The 22,027-nt window shown below is 67.6% G+C and carries 18 protein-coding genes; 12 read left to right on the forward strand and 6 right to left on the reverse strand.

All coding sequences use genetic code 11. The features are described from left to right. Positions 1–21 precede the first annotated feature (21 nt). Positions 22–726: a 2'-5' RNA ligase family protein gene (locus ACGF5O_RS21950; protein ID WP_393811528.1), complete on the forward strand. Its 705-nt coding sequence runs from the start codon at positions 22–24 to the stop codon at positions 724–726. Here ACGF5O_RS21950 and ACGF5O_RS21955 read toward each other — a convergent pair. Then, a complete protein-coding gene (locus ACGF5O_RS21955) occupies positions 607–1,572 on the reverse strand; it encodes an ATP-binding protein (RefSeq protein WP_393811529.1) in 966 nt (321 codons plus the stop codon). The genes ACGF5O_RS21950 and ACGF5O_RS21955 overlap by 120 nt on opposite strands. Between ACGF5O_RS21955 and ACGF5O_RS21960 the strand changes: the two genes are divergently transcribed. The 5 genes from ACGF5O_RS21960 (at position 1,507) to fxlM (ending at position 7,712) form a co-directional block, all read left to right on the forward strand. Then, positions 1,507–1,683, forward strand: a complete 177-nt coding sequence (locus ACGF5O_RS21960) for a hypothetical protein (protein WP_393811569.1) — start codon at positions 1,507–1,509, stop codon at positions 1,681–1,683. The genes ACGF5O_RS21955 and ACGF5O_RS21960 overlap by 66 nt on opposite strands. Before the next feature lie 197 nt (positions 1,684–1,880). After that, on the forward strand, positions 1,881–2,099 hold the full coding sequence (fxlA, locus tag ACGF5O_RS21965; protein ID WP_393811530.1) for an FxLD family lanthipeptide: 219 nt from the start codon (positions 1,881–1,883) through the stop codon (positions 2,097–2,099). 77 nt (positions 2,100–2,176) lie between these two features. Continuing rightward, positions 2,177–5,230 (forward strand): lantibiotic dehydratase, encoded by a 3,054-nt coding sequence (locus ACGF5O_RS21970; RefSeq protein ID WP_393811531.1) that lies wholly within the window; start codon positions 2,177–2,179, stop codon positions 5,228–5,230. Then, positions 5,227–6,402, forward strand: a complete 1,176-nt coding sequence (locus tag ACGF5O_RS21975; RefSeq protein WP_393811532.1) for a lanthionine synthetase C family protein — start codon at positions 5,227–5,229, stop codon at positions 6,400–6,402. Before ACGF5O_RS21970 ends, ACGF5O_RS21975 begins: the two co-directional genes overlap by 4 nt. Before the next feature lie 86 nt (positions 6,403–6,488). Then, entirely contained in the window at positions 6,489–7,712 is a 1,224-nt protein-coding gene (gene fxlM, locus ACGF5O_RS21980; RefSeq protein WP_393811533.1) for a methyltransferase, FxLD system, read from the forward strand. 475 nt (positions 7,713–8,187) lie between these two features. Here the strand turns inward: fxlM and haaN are convergent, their stop codons facing one another. From haaN to haaT, 4 genes are all read right to left on the reverse strand, one after another. Continuing rightward, complete coding sequence (haaN, locus tag ACGF5O_RS21985; RefSeq protein ID WP_393811534.1) at positions 8,188–8,667, reverse strand: cyclophane-containing RiPP N-acetyltransferase HaaN; 480 nt, start codon at positions 8,665–8,667, stop codon at positions 8,188–8,190. Between the two features lie 93 nt (positions 8,668–8,760). Beyond that, on the reverse strand, positions 8,761–9,921 hold the full coding sequence (locus ACGF5O_RS21990; protein WP_393811535.1) for an FxsB family cyclophane-forming radical SAM/SPASM peptide maturase: 1,161 nt from the start codon (positions 9,919–9,921) through the stop codon (positions 8,761–8,763). Between the two features lie 13 nt (positions 9,922–9,934). Then, positions 9,935–10,147, reverse strand: coding sequence for a HaaA family cyclophane-containing RiPP peptide (gene haaA / locus ACGF5O_RS21995; protein ID WP_393811536.1), 213 nt, complete (start codon positions 10,145–10,147; stop codon positions 9,935–9,937). A gap of 139 nt (positions 10,148–10,286) precedes the next feature. Further along, positions 10,287–13,046, reverse strand: a complete 2,760-nt coding sequence (gene haaT / locus ACGF5O_RS22000) for a cyclophane-containing RiPP biosynthesis TPR protein HaaT (RefSeq protein ID WP_393811537.1) — start codon at positions 13,044–13,046, stop codon at positions 10,287–10,289. A 231-nt stretch (positions 13,047–13,277) separates the two neighbouring features. On the opposite strand from haaT, the gene ACGF5O_RS22005 reads away from it, so the two are divergent. Further along, positions 13,278–14,711, forward strand: a complete 1,434-nt coding sequence (locus ACGF5O_RS22005; RefSeq protein WP_393811538.1) for a DNA phosphorothioation-associated putative methyltransferase — start codon at positions 13,278–13,280, stop codon at positions 14,709–14,711. A gap of 18 nt (positions 14,712–14,729) precedes the next feature. Here the strand turns inward: ACGF5O_RS22005 and dndA are convergent, their stop codons facing one another. Then, complete coding sequence (dndA, locus tag ACGF5O_RS22010; protein WP_393811539.1) at positions 14,730–15,881, reverse strand: cysteine desulfurase DndA; 1,152 nt, start codon at positions 15,879–15,881, stop codon at positions 14,730–14,732. Positions 15,882–16,205: 324 nt separating this feature from the next. Here dndA and dndB point away from each other — a divergent pair, with 324 nt between their 5' ends. The 5 genes from dndB (at position 16,206) to ACGF5O_RS22035 (ending at position 22,017) form a co-directional block, all read left to right on the forward strand. Then, positions 16,206–17,291 carry a DNA sulfur modification protein DndB gene (gene dndB, locus ACGF5O_RS22015; protein ID WP_393811540.1) on the forward strand — a complete coding sequence of 362 codons (1,086 nt, stop codon included), beginning with the start codon at positions 16,206–16,208 and terminating at the stop codon, positions 17,289–17,291. Beyond that, positions 17,288–18,868 (forward strand): DNA phosphorothioation system sulfurtransferase DndC, encoded by a 1,581-nt coding sequence (gene dndC, locus ACGF5O_RS22020; RefSeq protein WP_393811541.1) that lies wholly within the window; start codon positions 17,288–17,290, stop codon positions 18,866–18,868. Before dndB ends, dndC begins: the two co-directional genes overlap by 4 nt. Then, positions 18,855–20,882 carry a DNA sulfur modification protein DndD gene (gene dndD, locus ACGF5O_RS22025; RefSeq protein ID WP_393811542.1) on the forward strand — a complete coding sequence of 676 codons (2,028 nt, stop codon included), beginning with the start codon at positions 18,855–18,857 and terminating at the stop codon, positions 20,880–20,882. The genes dndC and dndD overlap by 14 nt, the downstream gene beginning before the upstream one ends. After that, complete coding sequence (dndE, locus tag ACGF5O_RS22030; RefSeq protein WP_393811543.1) at positions 20,872–21,249, forward strand: DNA sulfur modification protein DndE; 378 nt, start codon at positions 20,872–20,874, stop codon at positions 21,247–21,249. Before dndD ends, dndE begins: the two co-directional genes overlap by 11 nt. A gap of 297 nt (positions 21,250–21,546) precedes the next feature. Continuing rightward, positions 21,547–22,017 (forward strand): hypothetical protein, encoded by a 471-nt coding sequence (locus ACGF5O_RS22035; protein ID WP_393811544.1) that lies wholly within the window; start codon positions 21,547–21,549, stop codon positions 22,015–22,017. Positions 22,018–22,027: the final 10 nt, after the last annotated feature.

Raw genomic sequence — 22,027 nt, forward strand, 5'->3', positions numbered from 1 at the left:
GATGCCGAAGGAGTACGCCGGGTGCCCCTGCTCAGCGCCGACCCCGCCGCGTTCCCCGCCGAGCCTCCCGCCGACACGCACGATCCGTCGGTCACCGCGGCCCACGACTGGGCGGCGTTCAGCGCACTCGACGAGATGACCGACCACTGGGCACGCCCAGGCTGGTCGGACGGCAGCCGGGCGTACTACTGGATGCTGACCTTCCCAGGTGACGAGCGTCTCACGGCTCTCGCCGAACACTGCCAGGAGGAGTTGACTCCCCTCGGCCTCGACCCGGTGCCGACGGACGGACTGCACATCACCCTCGTCCGCGTGGGAGCACCGGACTCCGTCATCCCCGGCCAGCTGGACAGCCTGGCGCGGGACGCCGAGGCGTCGCTGCCCTCGGCGTTCTCCATACGCGCCATGCCGCTGGCCGGGTCCCGAGGTGCCGTCCGCCTCTCCCTCGGCCCCTGGGAACCCCTGCTCCGGCTGCACCACGCGCTGGCCGAGGCGGGGAGCGGCGTCGGGATGGCCCCGAAGAAGCCGACGTCCGCCTTCCGGCCGCACCTGAGCCTCGCGTACAACAACCGTCGGCGCCCCGCCGCCCCGGTCGTGGCGGCCGTCTCAGGGCTCCGCGCCCTCCCCGCCGTCGAACTCTCCGTCCCCGCTGTCCAGCTGGTGGAGCTCCGCCGCGAGGGGCGGACGTACCGCTGGGATGTACGGAAGAACGTCCCGCTCGGATAGCGCACCGGCGTCCAGGGCGAGAACCACGACCACTTCCTTGCCGATCGCGGTCGGCCGGGCCAACCACCCGGAGGCCAGGGCCTCCACGAGCAGTAGCCCGAGACCACTGTCCGCCAGTTCTGCCAGCGACATCTCCGCGGACCGTGCCCGGACCCCGGACACCTCCCGTCCCCAGTCAAGGACCCTTAGCACGGCCACGTTCCGGTAGACCTCCACACACATGCGGTCGGGACCGCCGGCCGTGTGTCTGACCGCGTTGCCCACCAGCTCCGAGGCGACCAGAACGGCGTCCTCTACCCGCTCCGGCCGGGCGCATCCAGCAAGGGCCTCGCGGACATGTCGGCGCGCGAGTCCCGCGGGCTCGGCGCACTCGGTCAGCTTCACCCAACGACGTCGTACGGGTGTCCGCCTGCAGAGGGGTTGTTCATCCACTGCGTCCATCGCCACTTCTCGTTTCCGGTAGGCACGGGACCGACCAGCCTTCCCACGCGCGAGCCGCGGCGGTACGCCGCGCCTCCGCCTCTTCGCGCCCGCCGGACGGCGTGCGAAGGGCGTGCTGACGGCGTACCCCCGCCAACTGCACCCGACGAGGCTCTTCTTCGAGGCGCCGGCCTGGCGTCTCGGCCCACCCGGCTGGAGGTGACGCGGAATGAGCTGCAGAGCGAGGCAGACCGCACGACGCGAGATGTCCTCGGGCACGCGCCTGGCGCTGAACGGCTGTTTGCCTGCGTCACCTGCTGAGGCCGCCGACGCCACGGGCTCGCGGAGGCCGGCGGCGTGATGACCACCGTGCGACAGGGGTTTCTCCGCCAGCGAATGGACCAGGTCGGACGAGCACTGCGGCATCCGGCGAAGTACGTCGGCCGGTTCGGCTTCGGCTCCTTCCAGATGCTGTTCCTGCCTGTCCTGGTGACCGGCACTGCGTTGACCACGCTCTACGCGGGCCAGATCCGGTAGCTCCGGCCCGTGCCCTTGACCCCCCTCTCCGGATGCTCCGAATCCACCTCCCCCACGGAATCCGATCAGCCGGAGAGGGGCCGCACCGCAGGATGCGAAAGCAGGACCCCGGCCGGTGTGTGGCGCGACGAGCCGCACACCAGCCGGGCAGCGGTACGACGAACCGTTCGGATCTTTCTGACACGAGAGGAAGCGCGATGACCGCAACCACACTCAGCCCGATCAGTGCGCCGCCGCCGGCAACGGCCGGCACCGAGGCACCCGTCGCGACAGGCGCCATCGACGGGCACGCCGACCCCTTCGACGTCGACCTCACCGTCATCACGGAGGTCGACTCCGACCTGCTTCCCAGGGCCTGCGACACCGGTGACGGCTGCCAGTCGTCCTGCGCCTCGTCCTGCGCGAGTGCCGTCTGACAGCAGCTCCTGCGGGGCCGGGGGCGGTTTCGCTCCCGGCCCCGCCCGTTCACAGCACTTTTGCGGAGGCACTGGAAATGGGAAGTGACGGAAAGCTTTACCAGCACACGGGCACGGCCCTGCTCCGGGCCGCCGCGATGCCACTGACGGGTCTGCCGGGATGGTGGCCCGATCCTTCCGACACGGACGCGTGCGGCAGGTGGCTGAAGCAGGTGTGGGCCGACCAGCGGTTCGCCGACGCCGTTCGGCAGACGAGCGGTGACCTCGCCGCGCGGGTCGACGCGATCCTCGCCGGGCAGCCGGCACGCCCCAAGCAGGTCCAGCGCGCAGCCCTGGCCACCGTCCGCTACGTACTGCGAGCCACCGGGCGACCGACCCCGTTCGGCCTCTTCGCCGGGGTGGCGCCGGTCAGCGTGGGGTTCACGCCGTACGCGAGATGGGGGGACGCGCACCGGGCCGTGGCACGGGTGGACACCGAGTGGCTGGACGACGTCGTCGTCCGCCTGGAGGCGTACCCCGACTTGCTGGAACGGCTCGACGTGGTACTGAACAACCTGGCGGCACGCCGCGGAGGACGCCTGCACGTCCCGCACGGTGGACCGATGGGGGCCACCGTCCGGCGCACCAGCGCGATCCGCCTGATCGAGAACCTCGCGCGGGAGCCGGTCCGATTCGCTGTCCTCGCGGAGCAGTTGGCCGCCGCCTTTCCCCGAACCGAGCCGCGGCACATCGGCACACTGCTGGGCGAGCTCGTGCGCGAGAAGTTCCTGATCACCAGCCTGCGCCCGCCGATGACCGACATCGATCCGCTGTCCCACCTGATCGAACGACTCCACGTCGCGGACGCCGGTACGGTGCCGGAGGTCGCGAAGGTTCTGGACGAACTGGAAGCGGTGCAGCGTGCCGTGCACGAGCACAACCGGCTTCCCGCCACCCACCAAGGGCCGCAACGGGATGCGCTGACAGCCCAGTTGCGCCGGCTCTCCGGCGCGGGGCGAAACCCGCTGGCCATCGACCTGCGGCTGGACGCCGAGGTACGAATACCCGAGAGCGTCGCGCTCGAGATGGAACGAGCCGCCGATGTGCTGCTGAGGCTGACGCGCCGACCGGCGGGCCAGGGTGTGTGGAAGGAGTACCAGGTCGCCTTCTGGGAGCGGTACGGCACCGGCACGCTGGTGCCGGTCAAGGAGGTGGTCGACCCGGCCTCCGGGCTCGGCTACCCGGCCGAGTACCCCGGCAGCCGCAGGACCGCGCCGCCACCGGTGGTCTCCGAGCGCGACGAGCGGCTGCTGGCCATGGCCTGGCAGGCGCTCGCCGACGGCGACAGGGAGATCGTCCTCACCGACGACCTCGTCGAGCGTCTGGCCGACGAGACGATGGCCGTGCAGGAGGCGCCGCCCCACGTGGAGATGTGCGCGCGCCTGCACGCTCACAGCCTGCCCGCGCTGGAACGCGGGGACTTCACGCTCACCGTGACGCCGGCACGCGCGGCGGGAACGCTCACCTCCCGGTTCTCACCGGTCGCCACCGGCTCCGGCCTCGACGAGATCTACCGCCAGGTCCCCGCGAGCGTCGAGAACGCGCTGACCGCCCAGCTCTCCTTTCCGCCGCTGTACCCGCACACCGAGAACGTCGCCCGCGTCCCCGCCTATCTCCCGCACGTGATCCCGCTGGGCGAGCACCGCGGCCCCGCCGACACCAGGCCGACGCTCATCGACGTCGACGACCTCGCGGTCACGGCCACGCACACCCGCCTGTACCTGGTCAGCATCTCCCGCCGCCGCGTGGTGGACCCGCAGGTCTTCCACGCCATGGCCCTGGACAAACAACCCCCGCCCCTGGCCCGGTTCCTGGCGCACCTGACCCGCGCCTTCGGCCCCGCCTGGACCGGCTTCGACTGGGGACCGCACGGCGCGCGGCTGCCGTTCCTGCCCCGCGTCCGCCACGGGCGCGTGATTCTCTCGCCCAGCCGCTGGAACCTGACCGCAGACGCTCTGCCAGGTCGTCGAGCGGAGACGCGTGAGTGGGCGGACGCCCTCGGCCGGTGGCGGAAGCGGTGGCACTGCCACGGTGCCGTCGAGCTACGAGAGGACGACCGGACGCGGCGGCTGCGGCTCGACGTGCCGGCCCACGTCGCCGTCCTGCGCGCCCACCTCGCCCGGGAGGGGCAGGCCGTGCTCACCGAGGCGCCACCCGAGGAGAGCTACGGCTGGATCGGCGGCCACGTCCACGAGATCGCCCTACCGATGACCAGCACGCGCCCGCCGGCCCCTGACCCGCTCTCCGGCCTCCTCCCCGTGCTCACCAACAACACCCTCGGACCCGTACCGGGATCGGGGTGGGCACCCTGGCTGAACGCCAAGATCTACACCCACCCCGACCAGTATGAGGAGCTGATCGGCACCCACCTCGCGCAGCTCACGGCCCAGCTCCCCGACGCACCCGAGTGGTGGTTCGTCCGATACCGCAGCCCGCACGACCTCGACCATCTGCGCCTGCGCATCCGCACCCGCAGCCCCGGGCAGTACGCGGCCTGCACCGAGCTCGTCGCCCGATGGGCCGCGGCGCTGCGCCGCGAGGGGCTCAGCAGCAGACTCGTGTTCGACACATACACCCCGGAGGTCGGCCGCTACGGCCCTGGCGCCGCCCTGCGCGGGGCCGAGGCGGTGTTCACGGCCGACTCGGCCTACGCCCTCGCCGCACTGCGGGGCCTACGAGCCGACGGCGTCGACGGGCGCGCGCTGGCCGCGGTCGGCATGGTGGACATCGCCCGCGGCCTGCTCGGCCCCGACGAGGGAATGCGATGGCTGGCGCGCCGCCCGGCACCTGGGGCCCGCGGCGAGCGAGGCGTCAGAGACCAGACCATTGACCTCGTTCGCCACGCCACGCCCCGGGCCCGTGGCTGGAGCGAAGCGCTGGCCGGCGCCTGGCACCGCCGCGTCGTGGCCCTGGCGCTGTATCGCGAGCACCTCGCCGAGGGCATGGACCGCGACTCCGTCCTGGAGTCCCTGCTTCACATGCACCACAACCGCCTGCGAGGCCTGGACCGTGAGGACGAGGGGATCTGCCGCCGCCTGGCCCGTCAGTCCGCCGTCGCGTGGGCCGCATGGCCAAGGGAAAGCCGCCCATGAGCCACGACACGCCGCCCACACCCACGAGACCGGGCTGGGGCCAGTCGCTGTACTCCGGTGCCGCGGGAGCCGCTCTGTTACATGCCGTCAGGACCCGCACCGGAGAAGACGACAGGGACGCGCTCCGGCCGTGGGCCGCCGCCATGGTCAAGGGCCCGATCCAGGCCGCTCCCGAAGCATGCGGCCTGTACGAGGGCGCCCCGGCCGTCGCGTACGTCCTCAGTTTCACGCACACCGACACCGCCAACCGTGCCCTGGCGACCCTGGACACACACCTTGCCGACGTCACACGCCACCGCCTCTGGCGGGCACACGCGCGCATCGACCGCGGCGCGCTGCCCAACCTGGGCGAGTACGACCTCATCAGCGGACTGACCGGGCTGGGCGTGTACCACCTGCACCGCGGCCACCGGACAGAGCTGCGGGACACCCTCACCTACCTGGTGCGGCTTACCGAACCGATCACCGTCGAAACCCAGCTCCTCCCTGGCTGGTGGACCAGCGACAGCCCCGATCTGCGCCCGTCGCCGCGATGGCCCGGCGGACACCTGAACTTCGGCCTGGCCCACGGCATCAGCGGACCGCTCGCACTACTGGCCACGGCCATGCGTCATGGCCACACGGTGCCCGGCCAGCGGCAGGCCATCATCCGGATCTGCGAACGGCTTGATCGGTGGCGCGAGGGCACCGGCACGCGCGCTTGGTGGCCGGACCTGATCACCCGAGCCGAACACCGGCGCGGCGTTCTCCAGCACCAAGGCCCCGGACGCCCGTCCTGGTGCTACGGCACCCCCGGCATCGCCCGCGCCCAACAACTCGCCGGTATCGCCCTCGGCGACCGCGACCGGCAACGCCAGGCCGAACAGGCCCTGGCCGGATGCCTGGCCGACGACCAGCAACTCGCCCAGCTCACCGACGCGTCCCTCTGCCACGGCTGGGCGGGGCTGATACAGACCGCCTCCCGTGCCGCCGCCGACGCCGTCGACGACGAGCTCGCGGGACACCTGCCCCGTCTGCGGGTCCGGCTCGACGAGCACCTGGACCACAGCGGACCACCGGACGGCGTCGGCCTCATGGACGGCACGTCGGGCGTTCATCTGGTCCGCCTCAGCGACCCCGCCAACACGGCGATCACCGCCCCCTGGGACCGCTGCCTGCTCGTGGCGGGATGACGCCGCGAACCGCACCCCGAACCACAGCGAATGAGTACGATCTGCCCCTGCCGTACGCACGGCCGGGCACCTTCTGGAAGGACACGATGAACAACACCACCGGTGCCTCCCCCGAGGACCTGCGCAACCGCCTGGTCGACGCCATCCTGAAGCAGGAGGTCTCCGGCCTCCGCGACGCGCGCGTCGAAACCGCCATGCGGGCCGTACCCCGCCACGCCTTCCTCCCCGACGCGACCGTCGAGGAGGCGTACGCCAACAAGAGCGTGACCATCAAGGCGAACCCGGACGAGGACGCACTTCCGCTGAGCTGCGCCTCCCAGCCCGACGTCGTGCACTTCATGCTGGTCCAGCTCGCGGTCCGCGAAGGCGACAACGTCTTCGAGATCGGCGCCGGCACCGGTTACAACGCCGCCCTGCTCAAGCACCTCACCGGGACGTCCGGAGAGGTCACCACGTGCGACATCGCGCCCGACGTGACCGCCTATGCCCGCCGGATGCTGGACGCGAACGGATACAGCGACGTTCGCGTGGTCACGAGGGATGGCGCCCTGGGCGCCCCGGAGTTCGGTCCCTACGACCGGATGATTGCGGCGGTCGGCATGTGGGACCTCCCCGGTGCCTGGTGGGACCAGCTCGCTGTCGGCGGACGCCTCGTGGTCCCGCTGCGATGGCGCGGGCTGTCCAGGTCCGTGGCGTTCCGACGGGAGAAGGACCTGATGCGGTCCGACTCCGTCAGGATGTGCGGCTTCCTCCCGGTGATCGGCCAGGACGGGGAGCGCGACGACTACATCGACGACGACCGGCTCGTCAGGCTCTACTGGGACGAGGACCAGCCCGTCGCCCCCGACCTCCTGCGCGACGTCCTCACCGGTCCGAAGTCGGTCGTCTGGACGGAGGCGACAGTCGGCTCCGTCGAGTCCTTCGACGGCGTCTGGCTGCGCCTGAGCGCCGCCGAGCGAGCGACCTGCCGCATCACCGCGAAGGCCGCGGCGATGGAAGCCGGCCTCCACCGCCTCGCCTCACCTGCCCTGAGCCCCGCCCTCGTCGAGGGGGACTCCATCGCCTACCTCACTCTGGAACGGACCGTCGAAGGCCAGGGCACCGAACCCCGGTTCCGGCTGGGAGCCGTCGGCTACGGACCCGCCGGCGCCGAGCTCGCCGAGCGGATCTGCGCACAGATCCGTGCCTGGAGCCCGGCAAGGACCGTCGACCCCGTGATCACCGCCTACCCCGCGGACACGCCGGACAGCGACCTCATCGACGGAGCCGTGATCGACCGCCCCTCCGCGCGGCTCGTCATCACCTACTGACTTCCCTGCTGATCCCAATGGGGGCGGGCGTGGCTGTCGGCAGGTGCGGCCGCGCCCACCGAAGCGAGAGCAGAGCCGCGTGGAGGGCGGCGATCAGCCCTGGGCGAGGTTCGCCTCGCAGGTGCTGCACCGCCGCACGGCTGTCCGCTTCGGATTGCCCGCGGTAGCAGTCGCCGGGTAGGTGCTGCTCAACCGTTCCCAAAGTCCGTGCGGAGGATTCGGGATCCACCCCCACCGCGGGGGCCGAACGTCGTCCTCGGTCATGTGGTCGCACCAGCCGGGCAGGTGCGCGCACTCCCCGGGAGAGATCAGGATCGTGTCATCCGGATGCGCATGCCACTCCCTCTTCACGGACGTCGATGCCGAACGAGAGTCCACCGAAGTTGATGAGCCCGGCGGGCAGTCGCACCCAAGCCCGATGACGACCCGGCTGCCGCACTCCTCGCAGCGCTCCTCTTTCACAGCCGCACTCACCTCACGCGTTGCCGGAGTCGACCCGGTAGACGATCTTCCCGGCTGACTCGGTGAACCCGAGTGCCTCGTAGAAGGCCGGTGCGCCCGGGTTGTCGCGGTCAGCCATCCATTCGACCCGGCTGCAGCCAGGTCGTGCGGCGGCCAGGGCACGGAGTTCGCCCATGAGACGGGCACCGATGCCCTGTCGGCGCAGGGTGCCGCGGACGTACAGCTCCTTCAAGAACAGGGAGTGGGTGGAGCCAGCGGCCGGCCAGAGGAAGGAGTAGGCGGCGAGTCCGACGATGTCCCCGCTGTCGTCCTCGACGAGCAGTGCGGAGGCCAGCGGCGGCGAGCCGAAAAGGGCCTCCTCGACCTGGACGCGGCGTTCGTCCAGCGGCTGGATGTCGGCGTCGGTCGTGCCGTAGTACCGCTCGATCTCCTCGATCAGCTCAGCCATGGCCGGGACGTCCCGCTTCTCCGCAGGGCGGATCGTCACGCTCATCGGTGCCTCCCTCTCGTTCCTCGGTTGCTTCGGTCGCTACCCCACTCGTTCGTACCAACGCGCGATCCCCACGCGGCGGTACGGCACAGGCGCCTACGGTGACGCAGCAGCCCCCGTCTGGGGATTCCAGCCGTACTCCCGCAAAGAGCCCTGGACGTGCCGGATGAGGTACTCCAGGTCCGCGCAGTAGACGGACGGGTTCCGGTAGCCGTGGGCAGCACTGAAGCGGTGGGGGAGGTAGCCGCCGCCGCAGACGTCCACGAGCGGGCAGGCGCGGCACTTCTCAGCCAGCGCGTTCCTGCCGTGCTGCCGGTGCAGCAGTTTCGGATGCGACAACGCCTCGTCGAAGGAGTGGCGGATGACGTCGAGCCCGAGCCAGGAGGCGCCCTCCTTGACCGACCGCAGGGTGTCCACCGCCTCGACGGAGCCGTCGGACTCGATCACGACGCTCGTCGGCGGGGCCAGGCCGAGCGTCTCCACCGAGCCGCGCACGCCGGAGCTGAGGGCCACGATGTCCTCCAGCATCCGGACGCTGTGCCGGTACTCGGGGCGGGCGAGCCAGGCGTCGTACACCCTGCTCATCCACAGCCCGTACTCGGGCACGCCCGGGTCGGCGCGGAACGGCGGGTCGTCGTGGGTCGCGTGTGGCAGACCGAAGTCGATCACGGGCGGTTCGAAGGTCGCCAGGTAGTCGTGGACCTCGGCAGGGTCATTGGCTAGGTCCACGACGGCGAGCAGTCCCGCGAACAAGTGCGGTCGCGACCGCAGGAGTTCGATGCCTTGCACAGCCGAGGCGGCGCTCGACCGCCCGGCGTGGGTCAACCGGTGCCGGTCGTTCGCACGCGGCGGCCCGTCGAGGCTGACGCCGACCGCGACCTCGTACTGCTCGAAGAGGTCCAGCCAGGCACCGGACAGGAGCGTCCCGTTGGTCTGGAGCTCGAAGAGAACCCGGGTCCCGGCCGGCGCGCCCTCCCGGACCGCCTCCAGTAGACCGCCCATGTGCCCGACGCCGGCGAGCAGTGGCTCCCCGCCGTGCAGCACGACGTGGACGGTCCGAAGGCCGTGCGCGGAGGCGTGCTCACCGATCCGCCGGGCAGCGTCCCGGGCCACGGCGAGGTCCATGCGGGCGGGCATACGCCGCGCCGCCTGGTCCGTAGAGTTGAAGACGAAGCAGTAGTCGCAGTCGATGTTGCAGCGGTTGGCGACCTTGAGGATGAACGTCCGGAAAGGAACGGGGCCTTCGGGTTCCGTCATCGAGCGGACGTGCTCACAGCGGCCAGGGCCAGATCAACGAGGCCGCGTGGGACCCGTCGCCGAACCGTCCCGTCACGCCCTCCGCGGTCTCCTCCGCCTCCAGCCGCTGCCGGACGCGGGCGGCCACGCGGCCCAGGACGGCGTTGCCGGCCGCCGTCGGCTCAGCGGCCTCCGGGCCGACGGCCGTGATGGTGTCCGGCTCGGTGACGGATATGGGTGACGGCATCCAACGCTCCTCGTGAGGTACGTACCGGAGACGGTACGGTGAGACGGGGTCGAAGCGACAGATCAGCCGGAACCCTACCAGCCTCAACAACCCACCCGGGACAGGGAATTCGGCCACATGGTCGGTGTCCACCGGAGCGCTACACCAGCAACTGTTCGATGTCGTCCACGGCCGCGCTCACTCCCAACCGCCGGTACAGGGTCACGGCGGCTCGCAGCGACCCCACGCCGTGCCCGGGCCCGTCAACTGTCCAGTCACAGCGGCCGATACCCTCCAGTGCCCGCGCCTCCTCCAGCGGGCAGCGGATGTCCCGCGCGAGCGTGACGGCCTGATCGAAGTGCCGGCGGGCGGCGGCCGGGTCACCGGAGCTGAGCACCAGCATGCCCCAGTTGTTCAGCACCTCCGCCTCCCCGCACCGGTCGCCCAGGCCCCGCAGGATCCGCAGTCCACCCTGGAACGCCTCGATCGCTCCGTCGCGCTCACCGACGATGCCGCGCGCCACGCCCAGCTCGCTCAGCGAGGCGGCCTCACCTCCGCGGCTGCCGAGCTCGCGGTAGACGTCCAGGGCCTCCTCCAGAAGCCGGATCGCCTCGGTCGCATCCCCGGCCACACGTTCCACGGCGCCCAGGTGGCGGATGCTGTTGGCGCGGCCGAACCGGTCACCGAGCTCGGTGAAGTGCGTCAGGGCCTGGCTGTGTGCCGTCCGTGCTCCTTCGGTGTCTCCGGTCAGCCGCCGGACGACGCCCAACTCGTTGAGCGCGTACGCCTGGTGCTCACGGTCGTCGAGCTCCAGGTAGATGTCGAACGCCTCCTGGTGATGCCGCGCGGCCACTTCATAGGCGCCCATGAGGCAGTGCACGACGCCCAAGTCTCGTAGGGAGTTCGCCTCCCCGTACCGGTCACCGAGCTCTCGGTAGATCGTCAGGGCCTCGCTCTGCGTCTCCACCGCGGCATCGAACCTGCTCATCTGTCGTCGTGTCATGCCGAGATCGGCAAGCGCGTTCGCCTGTCCAAGCCGGTAGCCCAGCTCACGGTAGAGAGCGAGGGCCTCGGCCTGGGCGCGGGCTGCGTCCGCGTTGTCCGCGGTCAGGTACCAGACGATGCCGAGCTGGTTCAGAGCGTCCGCCTTGCCCCGCCGCTCGTCGACCGCTTCGTACGCCGTCACGGCGTCGTTCAGTGCCTCGATCGCCTGCGGATAGGCCGCCATGAAGCGGCGTACGACACCAAGTTCGGCGAGAGCGTCACCCCGGGCCCTCTGATCGCCGGTGTGGCGGGCGGCCTCGGCGGCGGTCCGGTGCAGCCCGACGGCCTGGTCCCAGGGGCCGGCCTGACGCAGGAAGGGCGCCATGGCCGCGGCGAGCCGGACCACGAGGTCGTGCAGGGCGAGAGTGTTCGCCTGCCGGACGGCGGCGAGGATGTTGGCCCGCTCGGCCTCCAGCCAGCTCAGAGCCTCCGTCCGCGATCCCAGAGCCGGCGTCTCCACCCGCGAGGAGCCGTCCGGCGCCGGTGGCACCGCGGCTCCACTGCGCACGATGTGTCCGTTCGCGGCGGTGAGAGCGGCCAGGTAGTAGGTACACACACGCTCGACAGCCTGTACGTGATCATCCATGCTGTCCCCCTCGACGGCGAGGCCCCGGGCGTAGTCGCGAAGGAGATCGTGCAGCCGGTAGCGGCTCCCTGGCTGCTCGTCGATCAGATGGTCGTCGTAGAGCGCCTCGAGGTGCCGACGGGCCGCGAGGACCGAGACCTCACCCAGAGCCGCACCGACGTGAGTATCGAGATCGGTGCCCGGGAAGAACCCGAGCTGCCGGAAGAAGCGCTGCCGCTCCGGCGCGAGATCCCGGTAGGAGAGATCAAACGTCGCGGTGACGGCGCGCTCCCCGGCCCGCAGCTCTCCCAACCGGTCCCGCGCCGCCACCAGCCGCCCGCGCAGGTCCTCGGCGGTCCAGGACGGATGGTGCCGCAACCGTGCCGCGAGCAACGACACCCCCAGCGGCAGACACCCGCACAGCCGCACCAGTTCGTCCACCACACCCCGGTCAATCCCGTCAGCCGGCCGCCCACTGAGCCGCACGAAGAGGTCGACCGCGTGATCCGGCGGCAGCGCCTCCACCGACATGACCACCTCCTCGCTCGCCACCAGTCGCCTGCGGCTGGTCACCAACACCAGGCACCCGCTCCCGCCAGGGAGCAGCGGCTCCAGCTGCCGGTAGCTGGCCGCGTTGTCGAGAATCAGCAACGCCTTCTTGCCCGCGAGCCTGCTCCGCCACATCGCGGCCCGGGCCTCCGTGACCGCTCCGACGTCGTCACCGACAGGTATCTGCTGCGTCGGCACGCCGGCGGCCGCGAGAAGCGAGGCGAGCGCCTCGCTGGCTTGCACGGGAGTGCGCCCCGGCGTGTACCCGTTGAGGTTCACGAAGAGCTGACCATCGGGAAACCGCTCGGAGAGCAGGTGACCGGCGTGCACGGCGAAAGTGGTCTTCCCGACGCCCGGCATTCCGTCAATCACATGAACCGGCAGCCCCTCACCACGCTCCTGCGAGGCCTGCACGGAGCCCATCAGCTGTTCCAGTTCCCCGACACGGTCGGTGAACGCGGCAGTGTCGCGCGGCAACGAACGCAGCACCTGGGCGGCTCCCGGCGGTCCCGCTCCATCCTCCGATCGCCCCGGCGTGGTGGGAGGCCGAGCCTCGGAGAGCCCGGCGAGCAGGGCCGTCAGCCCCGCCATCGTCACGCCCAACACGACGAACGAGAACCAGGCATGCTCCTGTAACCACCCCAACCAGCCGGGCCACCGCGACTCGTTGGATACGGCATTGGTGACGAGCCCGACCAGCAGCGTGGTCACAGCACCGCCTCCGGCGACGCCGGCGATCGCGAGCCCGCGCCGGAGTCTCATACGGCCACCATGCTGCTGTCGGCGACCCGTGAGAGCGCAGGTGGAACCAGCCTGGACACCAAGGGACCCCCGAAATCGATACCCGACTGTCCAAGCGCATCAGGCACACGCCGACTGGTCAAGGACGCCTCAGGTCGAGCTCAGGACTCGGCCCTGCCTCCTCGAAAGTCTCCTGCCGGCCAATTCCCCTGACTACGCTTGTTACCAGCACCTGAGACGCAGCGAGGCTCGATGCAGGAGACCTGGAACAGCGACCGCCGTCGTACAGCCATCGGCCGCGCAACCCTGTCCGTACCCGCCCGTCAGGCCCTCGCCGACAGGCAACTCACCCCGGACCGAACAGTCCTCGACTACGGCTGCGGCCGCGGTGACGATGTCCGGGCTCTAGAACGACTCGACTGCAAGATCACCGGATGGGATCCGTACTACCGCTCTGGCTCCCGCGTCGAACCCTCATCCGTCGTCCTCCTCACCTATGTGCTGAACGTGATCGAGGACCCCGCAGAACGCCGGGAGACCCTGAAGCAAGCCTGGGAGCTGGCAACTACCGTCCTGATCGTCTCCGCTCGCCTTACCTGGGAGAAGTCCAAAGTTCGCGGCGAGACGTTCGGCGATGGCCTGCTCACCAGCCGCCAGACGTTCCAGCACCTTTACGGCGCCAGCGAGCTGCGCTCGTACGTCGAGGAGGTCACGAGGGCCCGGGTCGTCTCGGCGTCCCCCGGCATCGTCTACGCCTTCAAGGAAGATGCCGCCCGTCTCAGCTACCTCGCGCAGCGGATCGTCCCAGATGCCGAATGGCTTGCATCTGAAGACACTGCGACCGCAATCACCGCACTCGTGGACTACGTGGAGCGGCGAGGCCGCCCTCCCCGCATCGACGAGATGCCGCGTGCCACCGCGGAGCTCCTGGCACACCTCAAGCCGAACGAGCTCAAGCGTCTCGTCCGAGACTCAGCCGACGCCGACAAGCTCTTCGAGGGAGCCAAGCGCTCGACCCTGAACACCCTGCTCTACCTAGCTGTGGAACTCTTCAACGGCCGCGGCCCGTTCAGCAGCCTCCCGGAGAGTGTGCAGTTGGACGTACGCGCCTTCTTCACGTCCTACAAGGAAGCCTGCCAGCGCTCAGACCGTCTGCTCCTCAAGCTCCGCGATGACGCATACGTACGCGGCGCGATGAATGCGTCACAGGTCGGAAAGCTGACGCCAACAGCCCTATACGTGCACCGAAGAGCCCTGGACCAAATGCCCACCGTGCTAAGGCTGTACGAGCACTGCGCGTCGATCGCCGCCGGCCGCCCGCAGGACTGGACAGTGGCCAAGCTGAGGCACCAGGGGCGCGCGGTCTCTTGGCTCGACTACCCAGACTTCGACAAGGATCCGCACCCGCGGATCCTCTCCTCCTACCAGGTCGACTTGAAGACCCTTGAGACGTCACACACGTCGTACGCGAACTCCGCCAACCGTCCGCTGCTCCACCGCAAGCACGAATTCCTCACCCCGGACGACCCCGACGTGCCCCGCTACCGGCGGCTCACCGAGTCCGAGGTGAGGGCGGGGCTCTACGAGCACTCACACCTCATCGGTACCGAGAACGGATGGGAAACCGAGCTGATCAGATGTGGCCGTGAGCTGCGCGGGCACCGGCTGGTGCGCACAACAGGCTGACTGGCGTCTTCAGCCGACTCAAGAGGCGGTCGGTTGCATCCGCACGACCGTCGCCACGAACTCCTCCGGGTCGAAGTCGGCGACCTGGCTCGGGAACCAGGAGAAGCGCAGCCCGTTGGTAGCTACCTCCTTCGGTAGCCCCATGGCCATCAGTACGTGACTCGGTGTGTACGAGGCACTGGTGCACGCTGAGCCCGTCGCGACGGCGATCTGCTCCTTCAGCCTCACGATCAGCGCTTCCGCATTGAGCCCCTCGAAGGTCACATTGAGGATGTGCGGCACGCTGTGCTCAGTGTCCCCGTTGATGTGGAAGACGGTCTTGCCAAGGGCGGTGAGCATGCGCTCGCGCATTGCAAGGGCATCTCGCTCCCAGCGCTCCTGTCCCTCTTGAAAGATCTTCGCTGCCTCATAGAGACCCATGATCAGAGGTACGGGGAGCGTGCCGGGCCGGAGCTTCCGCTCCTGGCCGCCTCCGAACATGATGGGCTCCAGAGGAGCTTTGTCCCAGCCGCGGCGGCGAGTCACTAGAGCACCCACGCCCTTCGGCGCTCCGACCTTGTGGCCGCTGATGCTGATCAAGTCGATGGGGGCCTTGAGGTCCTGCGGAATCTTCCCATAGCCCTGCGCAGCATCAACGTGAAGGAAGGTCGGCGTCGCCCGTAGCTCCTCGGCGAGCTCGGCCACGGGCTGAATAACGCCGGTCTCGTTGTTCACGTGCATCAAGGAGACCAACAGGGTGTCTGGACGAAGCTTCTCCAGCACGGCCTCCGTGGTGATCCGACCGGACGGCCCGGGCTCAAGGAAGTCGACATCAAAGCCCTTGCTCTGCAGGTGCAGGAGAGGCTCAATGACTGCCTTGTGCTCAATGGCAGACGTGATGATGTGTCGGCGTTGGTACTTCTCTCCGTACGGAGCCATGCCGAGCAGGGCGATGTTGTTGGACTCCGTCGCTCCACTGGTGAAGATGACCTCTTCGGTCTTGGCTCCTACCGTCTCCGCCAGGAAGGTGCGCGCCTCTGCTACTGCCTTCTTGGCTCGTAGCCCGTACTCGTGAGTCCGGCTGCCAGCGTTGCCGAAGTCTTCAGTCATCCAGTGAAGCACCACGTCCGCTACCCGGGGGTCCACCCGGGTAGTCGCCGCAGCATCGAGATACGTCACCACAACCGCCACCCACTTCTGAGACGCTTCTTACACCACGGCGTACGTCAATCAGTTAACGTACACGTGCCACACATTAACGCGCACTGCGATGCCGACACGCACGTCAACACCGGCGCATCCGTACGTCATCCCACCGTGTAGCAATCCTGTGCCAGACCGGCAGTGAGGCGCCGACCCGGCACCCCGCAGTACGTCGGTTGTGGACCCCGCATGAGCAGAGCAGCGCCAGTACGTCAACTGATGAACGTTACCGGGCGCGAGTACGTTAAAGTTACGGAAGTGGAGAGCGAAGCCGTGGCACCTGGTACCCGAGTCGTAGCCCCCCGTACCTCCGTGGGGTTCGAGTACGCCTTCCCAGCCATCCGCGGCATCCAGGCGGGGCGAGAGTTTTACGTCTCGATGTGCCCCCTGCGCCTGATCCCCAAGATCTTCATCTTCGACGAAGACGAGCTATCCCCCGACATGCGAGCGCAGCGCATCCTCAACAAGGGGCGCCTTCCCGCCCTCACCAAGTACATCTTGGACAATCCGGACGACTATGTCTTCAGTGCGCTGACTGCATCCGTTGACGGCGATATGGACTTCGACAGCACAAGCCCGGACGGTACGGGGTTCCGGACTGGCCAACTGCGCATCCCCATGGCCTCGCGGTTCCTGATCAACGATGGGCAGCACCGCCGCGCGGCGATCGAGCTCGCGCTCAAGGAGAACCCTGACCTCGGCGAGGAGACGATTGCCGTGGTCTTCTTTCATGACGCGGGTCTAGCGCGATCCCAGCAAATGTTTGCTGACCTCAACCGGCACGCGGTACGCCCCGCACGCTCCATCGGCGTGCTGTATGACCACCGTGACCCCTCTTCTCAGGTCGTTCGGGTCATGGCGGTACGGTCAACCGTCTTCAAGGGCTACGTCGAGATGGAGAAGAGCAACCTCTCTGCCCGCTCGCGGATGATGTTCACTCTGAGCGCTCTCTACTTCGGTACCCAAGCCCTGCTGCAGGGACTGGAGCTTCAGCACGACGAAGCCGTCGATCTCGCCCAGGCTTACTGGGAAACGATCGACAAGCAGCTCCCCGAGTGGGCTCTGGTCCGCAATCGCAAGCTCTCCGCTACCGAGATGCGCCGAGACTTCATCCACAGCCACGGGATCGCCCTCCATGCGCTCGGGCGCGTCGGTAACTCACTCCTTCGCGATTCGACCGTGCCACTCACGTGGAAGAAGCAACTGGCCCCCCTGGAGAAGGTGGACTGGAGTCGCGCCAACACCGATTGGGAAGGCCGCGCCATCGTCGGTGGCCGTGTCTCCAAGAGCCATCAGAACGTGACCTTGACCGTGAACTATCTGCGCCGTCACCTTGGCCTCGGGCTCAGCCCCGAGGAGCAGCGGGTTGAAGACGCATACTTGCGAGGCGATGCATGAACACCCCCTTGCCTCTTGGCATCCCCACCGTCCGCCGGCAGGCTTTCAATGGACGTACGCTTGATGCCGTCGTCGCGGAACTGACCGGCGAGATCCGCGAGCTCTATACCGCGGATGAGGTCCCCTGGGTAATCGGTTACAGCGGTGGCAAGGACTCTACCGCTGTGCTTCAGCTCGTGTGGATGGCACTAAAAGATCTACCCAAGGGCAAGCTCAGTAAGCCGGTGCACGTCATCAGCACGGACACACTGGTCGAGAACCCCGTTGTCGCGGCCTGGGTCACCACGTCCTTGGAGACCATGGCGAATGCGGCTGCCGATCAGGCGCTGCCCATTGAACCTCACCGCCTGACCCCGGAGCTCAAGGACACCTTCTGGGTAAACCTGCTCGGCCGCGGCTACCCCGCGCCCCGTCCTAAGTTCCGGTGGTGCACCGAGCGCCTGAAGATCAAGCCCTCGAACTCCTTCATTCGATCCGTGGTTGCCGCACATGGTGAGGCGATCATGGTTCTCGGGATCCGTAAGGCTGAGAGCCAGGCTCGTGCCCGCGCAATGGAGAAGCACGAGAAGCGGCGTGTTCGCGATCGCCTCAGCCCGAACGCTAATCTCCCCAACTCCCTTGTATACAGCCCGGTTGAAGACTGGGCCGACGACGATGTCTGGGAGTTCCTGATGCAGAAGCCCAACCCCTGGGGCTACAACAATCAGGACCTCCTCACCATGTACCAGGGCGCATCCGCCGACGGTGAATGCCCTCTCGTCGTCGACTCCACGACCCCGTCTTGTGGCTCCAGCCGATTCGGCTGCTGGACATGCACGCTGGTCGAGGAGGACAAATCCATGTCCGCGATGGTCCAGAACGACGAAGAGAAGGAGTGGATGTATCCGCTCCTGGAACTGCGCAACAAGCTCGACATGCCCTTTGGGCGTGTCGAGTCTGAAGATGACCCGGATTATCAGAAGGGGAAGAAGCTCCCGCATCCACGTACGGACAAGTATGCTCGCGACTTCCGCCGCATGAACGGCAAAGTCATGCTGTTCAACGACCGGGCGATCCACGGCCCGTACCTGCAGAAGTGGCGAGAGGACTGGCTGAAGGATCTGCTGGAGGTCCAGACGCATATCCGGGCGACAGCCCCCGAGCATGTTCGCAATATCGAGCTGATCACCCTGGACGAGCTCCATGAGATCCGGCGGATTTGGGTCTTCGAAAAACACGAAGTAGAGGACTCCCTCCCGGGGATCTACAAGGCAGCCACTGGCGAGGACTTCCCTGGCGGTCGACTCGATGAACAGCTCGTGCTCGGCTCCGACGAGATGGAGCTTCTCAAGGAGATCTGCGGGGACGATGAGCTCCACTACGACATGGTCCGCGAGCTGCTGGCGGTGGAGCGTAAGTACCGCACCATGACCCGGCGTTCTGGTCTCTTCCGAGCCCTGGAAGACGCCGTCCAGAAGGGCTACTACGAGGATCATGCCGACGCAGTCTCCTTCGCCCAGCAAAAGCAAAAATGGCGCGAAGAGGTAGAAAGCAACCCAACCCTGGACGAAGAGATCGGCACCAATGCTCCTGCGTAAAATCACCCTCGAAGAGTTCGGGGCATACCGGGGCAAGCAGTCGCTCGACCTCACCGTGAAGAGAAACAAGCCCATCATCTTGATCGGCGGTCTCAACGGCTGTGGCAAGACGACGCTGCTCGACGCCATCCAACTTACGCTGTACGGGCCGCGAGCCAGGTGCAGTGGCCGCGGGAACAAGGCGTACGAGACGTACCTTCGCGAGTGCATCAACCGGCAGCACGATGCCACCCGTGGCTCGTCGGTGGAGCTTGAGTTCACGGTAAATGTGGACGGCGGGGAGCACTACTACAAGGTCACTCGCAGCTGGCACACCAGCGGCAAGTCGCTCAAGGAGTTCCTCAGCGTCTTCCTCGATGACGAGTACGTTGGTAACGGCGCGAACGGCCGCCCGCGTCAGCCCAGCCTCAAGTACAGCAAGGTCCTCAGCGAAGGGTGGGCTGACCACGTCGAGGACCTGCTGCCGCTGGAGGTAGCTTCGCTGTCATTCTTTGACGGTGAAAAGATCGAGTCGCTCGCGGACCCGGAGCGGGCTTCGTCGGTCATCGAATCCGCCGTGCATTCCCTCCTCGGCGTCAGCACTGTGCAGCAGCTCCGCACCGACCTGCTTGCTCTCCAGCGTCGTCAGAAGCTGTCTGACGAAGAGCAGCACATCCTGGACAAGGTTAGGGCCCAGGAGCATGAACTGGCAGCAGTCAAGCAGGAACTTGAGGAAGCATTTCAGACGCGAGACGATCGTAAGTTGGAACTCCGGGCATCCGAGCGACGGTTGGGGAGCCTGGAGGACAAGTTCGCAGATGCGGGTGGCGGCTTGTTCGAGCGACGCGTCGAACTTGAACGCGAGCGTAAGAGTGTGGCTGAGCAGCTCGCCGAGCTGCGATCCTCACTGAAGCAACTCGCCGCAGGGCCCCTCCCCCTCCTCATGATGAGCTCGCACCTCAAGGAGGTCGGGAAGCAGGCCAGGCGAGAACAGTCTGCGGCCGAAGCCGGCCACGTCCTGGATGTTCTGGAAGAGCGTGACCAGTGGCTTCTCGACCTCCTCCCTGAGGACGCGCGCCAGGCCGTGACCGAGAAGCTTGAAGCGGACCGGACTAGGCGCTCCAAGTCCACGTCCCTCAAGGTGGATCTCGCACTCCCTCATGACACTCTCACGCAGCTCTCGGTCGTCGACGAGGTCCTCGGACGGGACAAGACGAGGGCTGCCGAGCTGCTGGATCAAGCTGCCGCTGCTGCTGAGGAGTTGGACCAGCTGGATCGCCAGCTGGCAGGAGTTCCTGAGCAGAGCGATGTGGAGGCTCTCCAAGCGGAGCGGAACAAGCAACTCCAGGAAGTCGCACGCGTTAAGGCTTCAGCGGCTCGCGCGAACGAGCGTATCTCCGAACTCACACGCCGTGTGGAGCACGTCGCAGCCTCACTCAAGCGGGCACACGATGAGTTTGTACGGACCAAGGTCAAGGCCGAAGAAGTCGAACGGCTCATCAAGTACTCGGAGAAGGCCCGCGGCACTCTGGAGCGGTTCGGCGAAGCACTTCTCCAGCGTCACATCAAAAACCTGGAAGTCGCCGTGCTGGTCAGCTTCAAGGAACTCATGCGGAAGCAGGGGCTCGTAGAGGATCTGCGCATCGACACAGACAAGTTCACGCTGACTCTGGCAGACGCCAATGGCGAAGCCGTTGATCCGGGCCGCCTCAGTGCCGGCGAGCGCCAGCTTCTGGCCATCTCTCTCCTGTGGGGCATGATGAAGGTGGCCGGTAGCCACTTGCCCAGCGTGATCGACACTCCGCTCGGTCGCCTCGACAGCCTTCACCGCGAGCATCTCGTCGACCGCTACTTCCCTCAGGCCAGCGAGCAAGTGCTCCTCCTGTCCACTGACGAGGAGATCGACGAGTACCTCCTGGGCCGCCTCAAGAAGTCCGTCGCCCGCACTTACACCCTCGTCCACGATGACTCAAGCTTCACTACAGGCGTCGTCGAGGGGTACTGGTGGAACGGAGGAGCCTCGAATGTCGCCTGAAATCGTCCGTCTCTCCCAACCGGCGAAAGATCGCCTGATCTGGCTCAAGCGCACCACAGGTATTGCTCAGTGGAACGTCCTGTGCCGGTGGGCTCTGGCCTTGTCGTTGAAGGATCCGTCTACCCCCCTGGTGAAGGACATCGTCACTGACTCCAACGTGGAGATGACGTGGAAGACCTTTGCCGGCCAGTACGGCGACATCTACCTAGCGCTGCTCAAGCAGCGCTGCCTCAAGGACGGTGAGGAGCCTACCGATGAAGCTGTGGCCAGGACGCTGACCATCCACCTGCATCGGGGCATCGGCTACCTCGGTGGCAACAAGGACATGGCGACCATCGAGGGGATGGTTGCCGCGGTCGCGTCCTGAGCCGGAGCGCGTGGCAGGAAGGGGCTGATCGCACACAACGCGATCAGCCCCTTCGGCGTTCAGGTCGCAGCTCCTCGATCGCGGCCAGGAAAACCTCGCACGCCCCTGCAACAACGCGCCGCCCCACCCGACCTACAGAGGTGAGGGCAACAGGCAGCACTTGGGCACCGCCAGAATCGGCAACTGACCTCTGGATGTCAGTGCCTTCGTCTACTCTCGAGGAACAACTTCAAGCACCGCCTCCAATTCGGACGCGTGCCACCGCATGGGGCACGCATACAGACAACGGAGAGCACCATGATCAGCATGCCGGTTGAGGATGCCGTCTTCACCCTGCAGGAGCGCGCCATGCGCACTCACGACCTCTACCAGCTCGATCGCATTGAGCGCGCCTTGGACGAGCTCTTGCGTAATCCGGCCGACGATGCAGTCCCCTCCCACCGTCGTATCCGCTCTGCCATGGGGCATGCCTACGAGGCGCTGGAGCGGCGCAAGGAGATTGTTCCCTCCGTAGCCATGCTTGACGAGCATGATGAGCCCGGACGAGACGAACCCGGCTTTCACTTCATTGAGGTCCTGGACTGGATCCGCACCGAGCCGCAGTTCGGCCTCGTTGAGCGCATTCTGCTTGAAGCCCTGGCACATGGCGACGACGCAGTGACGCTGGCCGACCGCCACTGCCTTCCTCTGCCCCGGATGAGGGAACGCATCAGCCGCGCTCGCCGCACGGCCAAGCGGGTCCGAGGTCCTCTCGGCCTTGCCGCGTGAGCCATCGTCT

The organism is Streptomyces sp. NPDC048291 (assembly GCF_043201715.1).
GTDB lineage: Bacteria > Actinomycetota > Actinomycetes > Streptomycetales > Streptomycetaceae > Streptomyces.

Excerpts from the sequence above, each read along its gene's own strand:
- haaT (WP_393811537.1), bottom strand. The coding sequence starts at position 13,046 with ATGAGACTCCGGCGCGGGCTCGCGATCGCCGGCGTCGCCGGAGGCGGT.
- fxlA (WP_393811530.1), top strand. The coding sequence starts at position 1,881 with ATGACCGCAACCACACTCAGCCCGATCAGTGCGCCGCCGCCGGCAACG.
- ACGF5O_RS21975 (WP_393811532.1), top strand. The coding sequence starts at position 5,227 with ATGAGCCACGACACGCCGCCCACACCCACGAGACCGGGCTGGGGCCAG.
- ACGF5O_RS21955 (WP_393811529.1), bottom strand. The coding sequence starts at position 1,572 with ATGCCGCAGTGCTCGTCCGACCTGGTCCATTCGCTGGCGGAGAAACCC.
- haaA (WP_393811536.1), bottom strand. The coding sequence starts at position 10,147 with ATGCCGTCACCCATATCCGTCACCGAGCCGGACACCATCACGGCCGTC.
- ACGF5O_RS21990 (WP_393811535.1), bottom strand. The coding sequence starts at position 9,921 with ATGACGGAACCCGAAGGCCCCGTTCCTTTCCGGACGTTCATCCTCAAG.
- ACGF5O_RS21960 (WP_393811569.1), top strand. The coding sequence starts at position 1,507 with ATGACCACCGTGCGACAGGGGTTTCTCCGCCAGCGAATGGACCAGGTC.
- ACGF5O_RS22035 (WP_393811544.1), top strand. The coding sequence starts at position 21,547 with ATGATCAGCATGCCGGTTGAGGATGCCGTCTTCACCCTGCAGGAGCGC.
- ACGF5O_RS22005 (WP_393811538.1), top strand. The coding sequence starts at position 13,278 with ATGCAGGAGACCTGGAACAGCGACCGCCGTCGTACAGCCATCGGCCGC.
- ACGF5O_RS21970 (WP_393811531.1), top strand. The coding sequence starts at position 2,177 with ATGGGAAGTGACGGAAAGCTTTACCAGCACACGGGCACGGCCCTGCTC.
- dndE (WP_393811543.1), top strand. The coding sequence starts at position 20,872 with ATGTCGCCTGAAATCGTCCGTCTCTCCCAACCGGCGAAAGATCGCCTG.
- fxlM (WP_393811533.1), top strand. The coding sequence starts at position 6,489 with ATGAACAACACCACCGGTGCCTCCCCCGAGGACCTGCGCAACCGCCTG.
- haaN (WP_393811534.1), bottom strand. The coding sequence starts at position 8,667 with ATGAGCGTGACGATCCGCCCTGCGGAGAAGCGGGACGTCCCGGCCATG.
- dndD (WP_393811542.1), top strand. The coding sequence starts at position 18,855 with ATGCTCCTGCGTAAAATCACCCTCGAAGAGTTCGGGGCATACCGGGGC.
- dndC (WP_393811541.1), top strand. The coding sequence starts at position 17,288 with ATGAACACCCCCTTGCCTCTTGGCATCCCCACCGTCCGCCGGCAGGCT.